We start from the raw sequence: 12,581 nt of genomic DNA, 5'->3' as shown, positions 1-12,581 counted from the left end.
GGAATTGCTTTTAAGGAGATCATGACATGGCACGCGTAAAAAGAGGCGTCACTTCGCACGCCAAGCACAAGAAGGTCCTGAAAGCCGCCAAAGGCTTCTACGGCCGCCGCAAGAACACCATCCGCATCGCCAAGCAGGCGGTGGAAAAGTCGATGCAGTACGCGTATCGCGACCGCAAGAACCGCAAGCGCTCGTTCCGCGCGCTGTGGATCCAGCGCATCAACGCCGCGACGCACGAGCATGGCCTGACCTATGGCCGCTTCATCGACGGCCTCAACAAGTCGGGCATCGAGATCGACCGCAAGATCCTGTCGGACATGGCCATCCATGAGCCGCAGGCTTTCGCAGCCCTGGTCGCCAAGGCCAAGGTGGCGCTCGAATATCTGAAGAACACCACGCCGAACGCTTTTGAAAGCGCTGTCGCCTAAGACCAGCGCTTCCCAAGCATTCGCAATTCTGATTTGGGGAACCCGCGCTGGCACGGCTGGCGCGGGTTTTTCTTTTGCCTGAACTTTCAACTTAAAAGTGACTTTCACTTTGAGCTGATTTCCAACGTAGCGAGTTTGACCGTGAACGACGCAACCACTGGCCTGGATACGCTTGAAAACTCACTTCTGGCCGAAATCGCCTCGGCCGCCGATGAGCCGGCCATCGAGGCCGTGCGCATCGCTGCTTTCGGCAAGAAGGGCGCCGTGTCCGAGATGCTGAAGACCCTTGGCGCCATGACCGCTGAGGAGCGTCAGGTCAAAGGCCCCGCAATCAACGGGCTCAAGAACCGCGTCACAGATGCGCTGACGGTGCGCAAGGCCGAGTTGAAAGATGTGGCGATCACCGCCCGCCTCGCCGCCGAAAGGGTCGATGTGACGCTGCCGGTGCGGCAGTCGCCGGCCGAGCGCGGCCGTATCCACCCGATCAGCCAGGTCATCGATGAGATCGCGGCGATCTTCGGCGACCTCGGGTTTTCCATCGCGGAAGGTCCCGATATCGAGACCGATTACTACAATTTCACTGCGCTGAATTTCCCCGAAGGCCATCCGGCGCGCGAGATGCACGACACCTTCTTCTTCCAGCCGGACGAGAAGGGCGAGCGCAAGCTTTTGCGCACGCACACTTCGCCGGTGCAGATCCGCACCATGGAGACGAAGAAGCCGCCGATCCGCATCGTCATTCCGGGCAAGACTTACCGCCAGGATTCGGACGCCACTCACTCGCCGATGTTCCATCAGGTCGAGGGGCTGGTGATCGACAAGACGGCCAACGTCGCCAACATGAAGTGGGTGCTGGAGGAGTTCTGCAAGGCCTTCTTCGAGGTGCCGCAGGTCAAGATGCGCTTCCGGCCGTCCTTCTTCCCGTTCACCGAGCCGAGCCTCGAGGTCGACATCCAGTGCGACCGCTCGCGGCCGGGCGAAGTGCGCTTCGGCGAAGGCTCCGACTGGATGGAGATCCTCGGCTGCGGCATGGTCCATCCCAACGTGCTGCGCCATGGCGGGCTCGATCCGGACGAATATCAGGGCTTTGCCTGGGGCATGGGCATCGACCGCATCGCCATGCTGAAATACGGCATGCCGGACCTGCGCGCCTTCTTCGATGCCGACGTGCGCTGGCTGTCGCATTACGGGTTCAGGCCGCTCGACATGCCGACGCTGTTTGGGGGCCTGAGCGCATGACAGCGCCCTACGCCGGCGGCTGTCGCTGCGGCGCCGTGCGGTTCGAGGCATCGGCCGAACCGCACCACGTCAGCTATTGCCATTGCGGCGATTGCCGGCGGGCCAGCGGCGCGCCTGTATCGGCCTTTGTCGGCTTCCCGGCCGGTCAGGTCGCGTTCACCGGCAAGGCGCTGAAGATGTTCGAGAACGGCCCGGTGACGCGCTCGTTCTGCGGCACTTGCGGCTCACCCATCGCCTATGTCGACGAGCGGCTGGAAGACGACATCTACTTCATGCTCGGCACCATGGACATGCCAGCCGATTTTGAACCCACGCTGCATGCCTATGTCGGCGAGCAGCTGCCCTACCTGCATATGTCCGACGACCTGCCGAGACATCTGAAATCAAGCGTCAAAAGACCAGACGGAACAGCCCCATGAAATTCACCCTCTCCTGGCTCAAGGACCACCTAGAGACCGACGCTACGCTCGACGAGATCGTCGAGCGGCTGACCTCGATCGGCCTCGAAGTCGAGCATGTCGACGACAAGTCAAGCCTGAAGCCCTTCGTCATCGCCAGGGTGCTGACGGCGGTCCAGCATCCCGATGCCGACCGGCTGCGCGTGCTGACCGTCGATACGGGCGACGGCAAGCCAACCGTGCAGGTCGTCTGCGGCGCGCCAAACGCCCGCGCTGGCCTGATCGGCGCCTTTGCCGCGCCCGGCACCTATGTGCCCGGCATCGACGTGACGCTGGCGGTCGGCAAGATCAGGGGGGTCGAAAGCCACGGCATGATGTGTTCCGAGCGCGAGCTGGAACTGTCAGACGAACACAACGGCATCATCGACCTGCCCGAGGATGCGCCGGTCGGCACCAGCTTCGCCGCCTATGCGCATATCGACGATCCGGTCATCGAGATCAATTTGACGCCGAACCGGCCGGATGCCACCAGCGTCTATGGCATCGCCAGGGATCTGGCGGCGAGCGGGCTTGGCCGCCTCGTTGGCGGCGCCATCATGCCGCATGTCGGCAATGGCATGTGTCCGGTCAAGGTGACGATCGAAGCGCCGGAGCTTTGCCCCGGCTTCGCGCTCAACCTGGTCAAGGGCGTCAAGAATGGGCCGTCGCCAAAATGGCTGCAGCAGCGGCTGATCGCCATTGGCCTGAGACCCATCAGCGCGCTGGTCGACATCACCAACTACGTCACCTTCGACCGCGGACGCCCGCTGCATGTGTTCGACGCCAGCAAGGTTGCCGGCAATCTCGTCGTGCGCCGCGCGCGCGATGGTGAAAAGGTGCAGGCGCTCGACGGCCGCGAATACACGCTGACGCCGGAAATGTGTGTCATCGCTGATGACAATGGCGTCGAGTCCATCGCCGGCATCATGGGCGGCGAGCATTCGGGCTGCGACGAGAACACGACCGACGTGCTGATCGAATCCGCCCTTTGGGATCCGATCACCACGGCGCGCACCGGCCGCACGCTCGGCATCATCACCGACGCGCGCTACCGCTTCGAGCGCGGCGTGGACCCCGAATTCATGGTTCCCGGCGTCGAGTTGGCAACGAAACTGGTGCTCGATTTCTGCGGCGGCACGCCGACCGAAATGGAAGTCGTCGGTTATGCCGACTATCAGCCGAAGATCGTTTCCTTCCCGCTGGCGGAAGTGAAGCGGCTGACCGGCATCGAGGTCGACGAGGATGAGAGCCTATCTATCCTTGAGCGCCTGGGTTTCAGTGCAGAGCCAACCTATCGACCCCATGCCAACTATGTTGCTCCGCCGCCCGGCACACGAGATTTCTCGTCTCAAGAAAAGATATCGGGCGTCTTCGACGTCGCCGTGCCGTCCTGGCGCCCCGACGTCGATGGCAAGGCAGATCTGGTCGAGGAAGTCATGCGCATCCACGGCGTCGACAACATCGCGCCGCAGCCGCTCGGTGCGCATGACGCGGTCAACGCCAGGATACTCACCACGCTGCAGGTCCGTACCCGCACCGCCAAGCGCGCGCTTGCCGTGCGCGGCATGATGGAAGCCGTCACCTGGTCGTTCATTCCGGCCAAGCATGCCGAGCTGTTCGGCGGTGGCCAGACCGCGCTGAAGCTCGCCAACCCGATCGCCGCCGACATGTCCGACATGCGGCCGTCGCTGCTGCCCGGGCTGATCGCCGCTGCACAGCGCAATGCCGACAAGGGTATTGGCGACGTGGCGCTGTTCGAAGTGTCGGGCACCTATGAGGGCGACGGCGCCGACCAACAGCGGCGCGTCGCCGCCGGTGTGCGTCGCGGCACCGCCAAGCTCGACGGCTCCGGCCGCAACTGGGCCGGCAATTCGGGTGCGGTCGGCGTGTTCGACGCCAAGGCCGACGCGATCGCCGCGCTCGAAGCCTGCGGTGCGCCGGTCGAGCGGCTGCAGATCGAGGCCGGCGGTCCAGCCTGGTACCATCCCGGCCGTTCCGGCACCATCAAGCTCGGCCCGAAAACCGTGCTCGGCACCTTTGGCGAATTCCACCCGAAGACGCTGGAGGGGCTCGATGTTTCCGGGCCGCTGTGCGGCTTCGAGGTGTTCGTCGATGCGGTGCCCGAACCGAAGGCCAAGCCGACGAAAACCAAGCCGAAACTGGAACTGTCCCCCTTCCAGGCGGTCAAGCGCGACTTCGCTTTCGTCGTCGACAAAACGGTCGAGGCCGGCACGCTGGTCCGCGCGGCGCTCGCCGCCGACAAGAAGCTCATCACGGGCGTTTCGGTCTTCGACATCTTCGAAGGCGCTTCGCTCGGCGAGGGCAGGAAGTCTATTGCCATCGAAGTGTCGATCCAGCCGGTCGAAAAGACGCTGACCGACGAGGATTTCGAGGCACTGGCCAAGCGTATCGTCGAGAATGTCGGCAAGCAGACGGGCGGCGTTCTGCGCGGCTAAGACTTGCGAGCAGATGGCGAATCGCCCTCCAAAGGGCGATGGACCATCTGCGGTATTCCGGACTTCCTTTCGAAGAACAGCGCGCGGCGTTTCTCGCCATCGTGCCTGCCGACCCGCTGGTCCGCGACGCGCTGGCGCGGGCTCGCACGCTCGACCTGCCGGGCTGGCTGGTGGTGTCCGGCGCGCTCTACAACAGTGTCTGGAACCACCTGACCGGCAAGCCTTCGGGTTACGGCATCAAGGACGTTGATCTCTTCTACTTCGATGACAGCGACCTGTCCTACGAGGCCGAGGACGCGGTGATCCGCCGGGCGGCGCGGCATTTCGAGGGGCTAGCGTTGCCGGTCGAGGTGCGCAACCAGGCGCGGGTGCATCTATGGTATCCGCAGAAGTTCTGCCAACCCTGCCCGCGCTATTCGAGCGCCAGCGAATCCGTCAGCTATTTTGCGTCGAAGACCCATGCGGTGGGTGTGCGATACGATGCGGATGGGCAGCTCGAGATCGTGGCTCCATTTGGTCTTGACGATATTTTTTCGTTCCGCATCACACCGAACCGGGTGATGGACAATCAGCGCACGCATGAGGTGAAGGGCAGACGCGCCCAGGAGTATTGGCCGGAGACCACTGTCGTGCCTTGGTAGGGAGTTGCCGGAATGTTGGCGCGAGGCACCCCCCTCTGGCCTGCCGGCCATCTCCCCCGCAAGGAGGGAGATTGGCAACTTCATCGGCGGCACCCTTCTTGCAACGTTGGTGATTGGCGAAAGCCGGCGTGACATCCGATCTCCCCCCTTGCGGGGGAGATGTCCGGCAGGACAGAGGGGGGTGCCTCGCGCCAACGTCACGCAACCTTCTGCACCATCGCGCATGAAAAGGGGCGCCGAAGCACCCCTTCCGCTTACTCACCAGCTTTCACCCATTCACCAGCGCCAACTCCTTCTGCGCATAGCGCCTACCGACCACCTTGTCGGGCGACAGCGCATCGCCAATCGCCTGCACCTCGACAGCGCTAAGTGCAATGTCCGCCGCCGCCGTGTTCTGCTCGAGATGGCGGATTTTGCGCGCACCGGGGATCGGTACGATGAAATCGCCCTGGTGCAGCACCCAGGCCAGCGCCAGCTGCGCCGAGGTTGCGCCCTTTTCAGCCGCCAGCTTTTCCAGCGTGGCGATGACGGCGGCATTGGCTTCCATCGCCTCGGCCTGGAAGCGCGGCAAGGTCCGGCGCCAGTCGTCGTCGCTCAAGGCCTCGGGCTTGGCGATCGTGCCGGTCAGCAGCCCACGGCCGAGCGGGCTATAGGGAACGAAGCCGATGCCGAGCTCGCGGCAGACGGCGAACACCTCGTCTTCCGGGTCGCGGCTCCACAGCGAATACTCGCTCTGCACGGCCGATATCGGATGAACGGCATGGGCCCGGCGGATGGTCGCGGCACTCGCCTCGGACAGGCCAAGCGCGCGCACCTTGCCCTCGCGCACCAGTTCGGCCATGGCGCCGACCGTATCCTCGATCGGCACGTTGGGGTCGACACGGTGCTGATAGTAGAGGTCGATCACATCGGTGCCCAGCCGTTTCAGCGAGGCCTCGGCGACCGCCTTGACGTGCTCGGGGCGGCTGTCGACGCCCGCCATGCGGTCGAGGCCTGTACCTTCCTCCAAAATCTTGAAGCCGAATTTTGTCGCGATCGTCACCTTGTCACGCACCGACTTCAGCGCCTTGCCGAGCAGGATCTCGTTCTCGTAAGGGCCATAGACTTCCGCCGTGTCGAAGAAATTGACGCCGATGTCGACGGCGCGGTGCAGCGTGGCGATCGCATCGGCTTCCGCTTGGCCGCCATAGGCGAAGCTCATGCCCATGCAGCCGAGGCCGACGGGGTAGACGTTCAATTCAGTTCCTAGCTTGCGGGTTTGCATAACGCGTCTCCTTGTTGCGATGTGGGAGAAATAGCGCCTTGCCTTGTGTTCGATAATCGGTTTTCATCCGCACGGGCTGTACTAAAAGATAGATCAATGAATCGAGCGCATCTTTCACAACTGGCGGTGCTGGCGACTGTCGCTCAATGCGGCAGCTTTCGCGGCGCTGCCAGGGAATTGGCCATCGCGCCTTCGGCGGTTAGCCACGCGGTATCCAGCCTCGAAGCCCGGCTTGGCGTGCGCCTGTTGGCACGCAGCACGCGCAGCGTTGCCCCGACCGAGGAGGGCGCGCAACTGCTCGAGCGATTGCGGCCGGCGCTTTCCGAGATCGACCTGGCGCTGGAGACGGCAATCGAAGCGCGCGACCGGCCGGCCGGCAATCTGCGGCTGACCGTGCCGCGCACGGCGGCCCATTTGGCGCTGACGCCACGGCTGGGCGCCTTTGCGTCGGCCTATCCCGACATCGTGCTGGAGATCGTCATCGAGGACCGCTTCACCGACGTGGTGGAAGGCGGCTTCGATGCTGGAGTCAGGCTAGGCGAGAGCCTGCAGCGCGACATGATCGCGGTGCGCATCGGGCCGGACCTTCGCGGCGCGGTGGTCGGCGCCCCGGTCTATTTCGAGGTGAGCCCCAAGCCGCTCCACCCGCGCGACCTAGCCGGCCACCGCTGCATCCGCTTCCGCTTCTCCAGCGGCATCCTCTACCGCTGGGAATTCGAGAAAGGCCGCGAGAGGATCGAGATGGCGGTGGAGGGACCGCTGATCCTCGACGAGGACCATCTGATCGCCCAGGCGGCGGTCGACGGCGCCGGGCTTGCCTTCGTCTTTGAGGATTATGTCCGCGCACCGCTCGCCGACGGCAGGCTGATCCGCGTGCTGGAGGACTGGTGCCCGCCCTTCGACGGCTTCTTTGTCTATTATCCGAGCCGCCGTCAGATGCGGCCAGCGCTTAGGGCGTTTGTCGATTTCTTCAAGGTGAGTGGATAGAGCGGGCTCGCCCCTCCCCCTGGTGGAAGAAAACCGGCATCGCGGTCGTTCACCAACGATGCAAACATCGATCACCAATAGCACGACCCGCTATGGCTGGGGCGCGATCATTCTCCACTGGCTGATTGCGCTGATCTTCATCGGTCAGTTCGGGCTCGGCTTCGTCATGGTTCGGCTGACCAGTCAGCGCACCGCCTTCGAACTGATCCAACTGCACAAATCCTTCGGCTTTCTGCTGCTCGGTCTGGTGGTGCTGCGCGTCGCCTGGCGCCTCGGCAATGCAACGCCGCCGCTGCCGCGCTCGGTCGGAACCCTGGAGCGTCGGGCCGCCCCGCTGGTCCATTTTGCGCTCTACGCGTTCCAGCTTGCCTTGCCCTTGTCCGGCTGGGCGCTGGTGTCGGTGTCGATGCTGGAGATCCCCAGCCTGCCGTTCAACCTGTTCGTCATGCCGAACCTGCCGCTGGCTGAATCGGATGGCGCCGAAAGCTTCTGGGCGGCAACGCATTGGTATCTCGCCTATGCCGGCATGGCGCTGGTCGCTCTCCATGTCCTGGCGGCGCTGCGTCATCATTTCCAGCTCAGGGATGGCGTGCTTACGCGCATGATCACGCCTTCGTCAGATGCGGAATAGATCGGACGGCTCATTCGTTGACGGGGCGAGGACGCACACAGCGCCGCCTCCAAAAAGGAACACCTCCATGTACACGCGCATCCTCGGATTTGCGGCGGTCGCCGCTTGCCTTGCCATGCCTGTTTCAGCGGCCGTCGCGCTTGGTGACGCCGCCGGCAGCTATTCGATCAGCCCGGCCAACTCCAGCATCCGCTTTTCCATCGGCAAGGTCGGCGGCGGCGGCCTTGATGGCGCCTTCGCCCGCTTCAAGGGCTCGATCCGCATCGACAACAGCGATGTCGCGCGCTCGCAGGTCAATTTCACCATCTTTCCCGAAAGCGTCAGCACCGGCCAAGGCCGTATCGATGCCTTCCTGCGCTCCGACGCGGTGTTCGATGCCGCCAAGAACCCGGAAATCCAGTTCCGCTCGACCAGCGTGACCCGAACCAGCGACACCACGGCCCTCGTCAGCGGCCGGCTGACGGCGCGCGGCAAGACGTTCCCGGAAAAATTCACGGCCGAGCTTGGCGGTCTCAAGGCTGGCACCATAAAATTCCATGTCACCGGCAAGGTGTTGAGGTCACGCTACGGCATGGATGTCGGCACGCCGATCTATTCCAACATCGTCGACTTCGACATGACGCTGACCGGCAAAAGGGGCTGACCTTGTCATTGGCTTTTCCGGCGATTTCGGGCAAACCTCGTCGCCTGTAATCGAGAGGAGAAGCCTGATGTTCCGATGGGGTGTGTTGTCGACGGCCAAGATCGGCCGCGAGCATTTGTTGCCGGCCATGGTCGAGGCGGAGAATGGCGTGCTGTCGGCGATCGCCAGCCGCGACCTGTCGAAGGCCAAGGCGCTCGCCGACCGCTTCGGCGCGCGGCATGCCTTCGGCTCCTATGAGGAACTGCTCGCCTCGAAAGAAGTAGACGGCGTCTACATCCCGCTGCCGACTTCGCAGCATGTCGAATGGACGGCAAAGGCCATCGAAGCCGGCAAGCACGTGCTGGTCGAAAAGCCGCTGGCGCTCGACGCCAACGACATTCTTCCGCTGATCAAGCTGCGCGACCAGAAAAAGGTGCTGGTCTGCGAGGCCTTCATGGTCATCTACCACCCGCAATGGATCAAGGTACGCGACCTGATCGCCAGCGGCGCCATCGGCCGGCTGCGCCATGTGCAGGGTGCCTTCTCCTACTACAATGTCGACCCCAGCAACATGCGCAACCAGCTCGACCTCGGCGGCGGCGCGCTGCCCGACATCGGCGTCTACCCGACCGTGTCGACGCGCTTTTCGACCGGCAAGGAGCCGCTGCGCGTGCAGGCGACGATCGAGCGCGACCAGAAATTCGGCACCGACATCTACTCCTCGATCCGCGCCGATTTCGGTGACTTCGAACTGTCCTTCTACCTGTCGACGCAGATGGCGGCGCGCCAGGTCATGGTGTTCCACGGTGAGAAGGGTTTCATCGAGTTGTTCTCGCCTTTCAATGCCGGGCTCTACGACCACCACCGCGTCGAACTGCACAACCAGAACCACTCCGAGGCGCAGGTGTTCCGCTTTCCCGGCACGCAGCAGTACCGGCTGGAGGTCGAGACCTTCGCGCGTGCGGCACAGGGCGGCAAGGAGCGCGTCTTCACGCTGGAGGAATCTGTGCTCAATCAGAAAGTCATCGATGCCATCTTCCGCGCCGGCGGCAAAGAAGGCTGGGAGGCCGTCTGACCCCTTGCGTTGAATTAGCCGGCTAATTCTGGGAGGAAAGATGGCTGACGATGCGGACGTGATCATTGTCGGCGCTGGCCTTGCAGGGCTGGTTGCCGCCGCCGAGCTTGCCGAGGCCGGCAAGAAAATCATCATCGTCGACCAGGAGCCGGAGCAGTCGCTCGGCGGCCAGGCGTTCTGGTCGTTCGGCGGCCTTTTCCTCGTCGATTCGCCCGAGCAGCGGCGCATGCGCATCCGCGATTCGCATGACCTGGCGCTGGAAGACTGGCTGGGCACCGCGGCTTTCGATCGGCCCGAGGATTTCTGGCCGCGCAGATGGGCGGAAGCCTATGTCGGCTTCGCCGCCGGCGAAAAACGCTCCTGGCTGATGCAGCGCGGCCTGAAATTCTTTCCGGTGGTCGGCTGGGCCGAGCGCGGCGGCGGCAATGCCATCGGCCACGGCAATTCGGTGCCGCGCTTCCACATCACCTGGGGCACCGGCCCCGGCGTTCTCGAACCGTTCGTGCAGCGCGTGCGCGAGGCACAAAAACGCGGATTGATAAGCTTCAAGTTCCGTCATCGGGTCAATGAACTGACGCGGACGGGTGCTGTTGTGACCGGTGTGCGTGGCGACATCCTGCAGCCCAGCGCTGTCGAGCGCGGCCACAAGAGTTCGCGCGAAATATCAGGTGATTTCGAGCTTCACGCCCAAGCGGTGATCGTCGCCTCCGGCGGCATCGGCGCCAACCATCAACTGGTGCGGGAGAATTGGCCCAAGCGGCTTGGCACGGCGCCCAAGCGCATGATCACCGGTGTGCCCGACCATGTCGACGGCCGCATGCTGGCGATCACCGAACGGGCCGGCGGCTCGATCGTCAACCGCGACCGCATGTGGCACTATGTCGAGGGCATCAAGAACTGGGCGCCGATCTGGACCGACCATGCGATACGCATCCTGCCCGGCCCGTCATCGCTGTGGCTCGATGCGCGCGGCAAGCGCTTGCCGGTGCCGCTCTATCCCGGTTTCGACACGCTGGGCACGCTCTCCCACATCATGAGCACCGGCTTCGACTATTCCTGGTTCATCCTGACCAAAAAGATCATCCAGAAGGAGTTCGCGCTGTCGGGCTCCGAGCAGAACCCCGATTTGACCGGCAAGAGCTGGCGCCAAGTGCTCGGCCGCGCCACATCTGGCATTCCGGGTCCGGTCAAGGCGTTCATGGAGAAGGGCGAGGATTTCATCGTCGAGGCCGATTTGCCGACGCTGGTCGCCCGCATGAACGCGCTGGCCGGCGGCGAGCCGCTGCTCGACGTCGCCCAGGTAGAGCGGGAAATCCGCGCCCGCGACAGGCAGCTCGACAACCCGTTCTCCAAGGACATGCAAATCAGCGCCCTGCGCGGGGCGCGCGCCTATCTCGGCGACCGCCTGATCCGCACGGCCAAGCCGCACAAGATGCTCGATCCGGCAAACGGCCCGCTGATCGCGGTGCGCCTCAACATCCTGACCCGCAAGACGCTGGGCGGCCTGCAGACCGATCTCGACAGCCGCGTGCTGGGTGCCGATGGCCAGCCGGTTGCGGGGCTCTACGCTGTCGGTGAAGCCGCCGGTTTCGGCGGCGGCGGCGTGCATGGCTACGCGGCGCTTGAGGGTACCTTCCTCGGCGGCTGCATCTTTTCCGGCCGCAGCGCCGGCCGGGCGGCGGCGGCGGCCGTGCAATAAGGCCCAAACCGCGAGACGATAAAACCGCTCACCAGAGCCAGGCGCCCTGTCCAAGGGCGGCCACCGCATCGACGATCCGGGTAAAACTCGCTCGGGCGCGGCCCACCGTGTGCCGGGCTCTGAGATAGCCATGCACCAGCCCTGGTTCCTCGAACCAATATGCCCGTCCGCCGGCCGCGACGATGCGGTCGCGATAGGCTTCGCCGTCGGACGACAGGGGATCGCATTGCGCGGTGATCAGCACGGTCGGCGGCAGGTTGGCGAAATCGGCGTCGGCAAGCGGCGACTGCGTGATGTCGCCGGTGCCGTCTTGCCCGCCGGTGCGGATGTTCTTGTAGAATTCGAGATCGCGCGTGGTCAGCATCGGCGCTTCGGCATGCGTTATGTACGATCCTTGCGACCGGTCGCCGCCGAGGCCGGGATAGATCAGAACCTGGCCGATCGGCCTTTTCGAATGGCCGCGCGTTGCATGGCTGACGGCGGCGCAGAGATTGCCGCCGGCGCTGTCGCCGCACAGCAGGATCGGGTGCGAACGGGTCGCGGCGGCCCATGCGAAAGCGCTCATCAAATCGTCGAAGGCGGCCGGATGAAGATGTTCCGGCGCCAGCCGGTAATCGACCGAGACCACCTCATGGCCGGTGCGTGCACAGAGCTCGGCGCAGACATCGTCATGGCTGTCCAGTCCGCCGAGGATGAAACCGCCGCCATGGGCATAAAGCACCGTCACGGCTGCCTGGAGTGGGCTTCGGTAGATGCGGATCGGGATATCGTGCATGGGCGTCGCAATGGCTGAGGTTTCGACAGCGACGCCTTCGGGATAGAAGGCAAAGAATTCGCGGCACATGCGGTCATAAATCCCGCGCTGCTGCGCGATCGTGTAGTCGATCGTGTCGGGCGGATAATAGGAGTTGGTCCGCTCGATGAAGGCCCAGGTCTCGGCGTCGATGAGGGTCTTGTAGTCGGTCATGAGTGAGGCTGCCGAAGTCGAACCTGGGCACCCCCCTCTGGCCTGCCGGCCATCTCCCCCGCAAGGGGGTGTTTGGACCGGAGACATCGCGAACAGGTGTGCGAGGACATCGCGAACAGTTTTGTCACTTATCGT

At 64.0% G+C, this 12,581-nt stretch carries 12 protein-coding genes; 10 read left to right on the top strand and 2 right to left on the bottom strand.

Translation table 11 applies throughout. The annotated features are described in order from the left end of the window. The first annotated feature begins 26 nt into the window (after positions 1-26). From rplT to NKJ00_RS27360, 5 genes are all read left to right on the top strand, one after another. A complete protein-coding gene (gene rplT / locus NKJ00_RS27380) occupies positions 27-428 on the top strand; it encodes a 50S ribosomal protein L20 (RefSeq protein WP_023672281.1) in 402 nt (133 codons plus the stop codon). Between the two features lie 141 nt (positions 429-569). Then, positions 570-1,667 (top strand): phenylalanine--tRNA ligase subunit alpha, encoded by a 1,098-nt coding sequence (gene pheS, locus NKJ00_RS27375; RefSeq protein ID WP_352554632.1) that lies wholly within the window; start codon positions 570-572, stop codon positions 1,665-1,667. Beyond that, a complete protein-coding gene (locus NKJ00_RS27370) occupies positions 1,664-2,086 on the top strand; it encodes a GFA family protein (RefSeq protein ID WP_352611042.1) in 423 nt (140 codons plus the stop codon). The genes pheS and NKJ00_RS27370 overlap by 4 nt, the downstream gene beginning before the upstream one ends. Next, positions 2,083-4,560: a phenylalanine--tRNA ligase subunit beta gene (pheT, locus tag NKJ00_RS27365; protein ID WP_352631984.1), complete on the top strand. Its 2,478-nt coding sequence runs from the start codon at positions 2,083-2,085 to the stop codon at positions 4,558-4,560. Before NKJ00_RS27370 ends, pheT begins: the two co-directional genes overlap by 4 nt. A gap of 38 nt (positions 4,561-4,598) precedes the next feature. Then, positions 4,599-5,201, top strand: a complete 603-nt coding sequence (locus NKJ00_RS27360; RefSeq protein ID WP_352611044.1) for a nucleotidyltransferase family protein — start codon at positions 4,599-4,601, stop codon at positions 5,199-5,201. Between the two features lie 268 nt (positions 5,202-5,469). On the opposite strand, the gene NKJ00_RS27355 is transcribed toward NKJ00_RS27360, so the two are convergent. Then, a complete protein-coding gene (locus tag NKJ00_RS27355) occupies positions 5,470-6,465 on the bottom strand; it encodes an aldo/keto reductase (protein WP_352440499.1) in 996 nt (331 codons plus the stop codon). Between the two features lie 96 nt (positions 6,466-6,561). Here NKJ00_RS27355 and NKJ00_RS27350 point away from each other — a divergent pair, with 96 nt between their 5' ends. From NKJ00_RS27350 to NKJ00_RS27330, 5 genes are all read left to right on the top strand, one after another. Next, complete coding sequence (locus NKJ00_RS27350) at positions 6,562-7,452, top strand: LysR family transcriptional regulator (RefSeq protein WP_352440498.1); 891 nt, start codon at positions 6,562-6,564, stop codon at positions 7,450-7,452. Between the two features lie 58 nt (positions 7,453-7,510). Further along, on the top strand, positions 7,511-8,083 hold the full coding sequence (locus NKJ00_RS27345) for a cytochrome b (RefSeq protein ID WP_352440497.1): 573 nt from the start codon (positions 7,511-7,513) through the stop codon (positions 8,081-8,083). A 67-nt stretch (positions 8,084-8,150) separates the two neighbouring features. Continuing rightward, the gene (locus NKJ00_RS27340) at positions 8,151-8,726 is read left to right on the top strand and encodes a YceI family protein (RefSeq protein WP_352440496.1); all 576 of its coding nucleotides are present in this window, start codon (positions 8,151-8,153) and stop codon (positions 8,724-8,726) included. A 67-nt stretch (positions 8,727-8,793) separates the two neighbouring features. After that, positions 8,794-9,780 carry a Gfo/Idh/MocA family protein gene (locus NKJ00_RS27335; RefSeq protein ID WP_352440495.1) on the top strand — a complete coding sequence of 329 codons (987 nt, stop codon included), beginning with the start codon at positions 8,794-8,796 and terminating at the stop codon, positions 9,778-9,780. Between the two features lie 40 nt (positions 9,781-9,820). Then, positions 9,821-11,479: an FAD-binding dehydrogenase gene (locus NKJ00_RS27330; RefSeq protein WP_352611046.1), complete on the top strand. Its 1,659-nt coding sequence runs from the start codon at positions 9,821-9,823 to the stop codon at positions 11,477-11,479. A gap of 28 nt (positions 11,480-11,507) precedes the next feature. Here the strand turns inward: NKJ00_RS27330 and NKJ00_RS27325 are convergent, their stop codons facing one another. Further along, entirely contained in the window at positions 11,508-12,446 is a 939-nt protein-coding gene (locus NKJ00_RS27325) for an alpha/beta hydrolase (protein WP_352611047.1), read from the bottom strand. Positions 12,447-12,581 lie beyond the last annotated feature (135 nt).

The organism is Mesorhizobium sp. M0227, assembly GCF_040321855.1.
In the GTDB taxonomy this organism is placed as follows: domain Bacteria; phylum Pseudomonadota; class Alphaproteobacteria; order Rhizobiales; family Rhizobiaceae; genus Mesorhizobium.
This window is presented reverse-complemented; position numbering and strand designations above follow the sequence as displayed.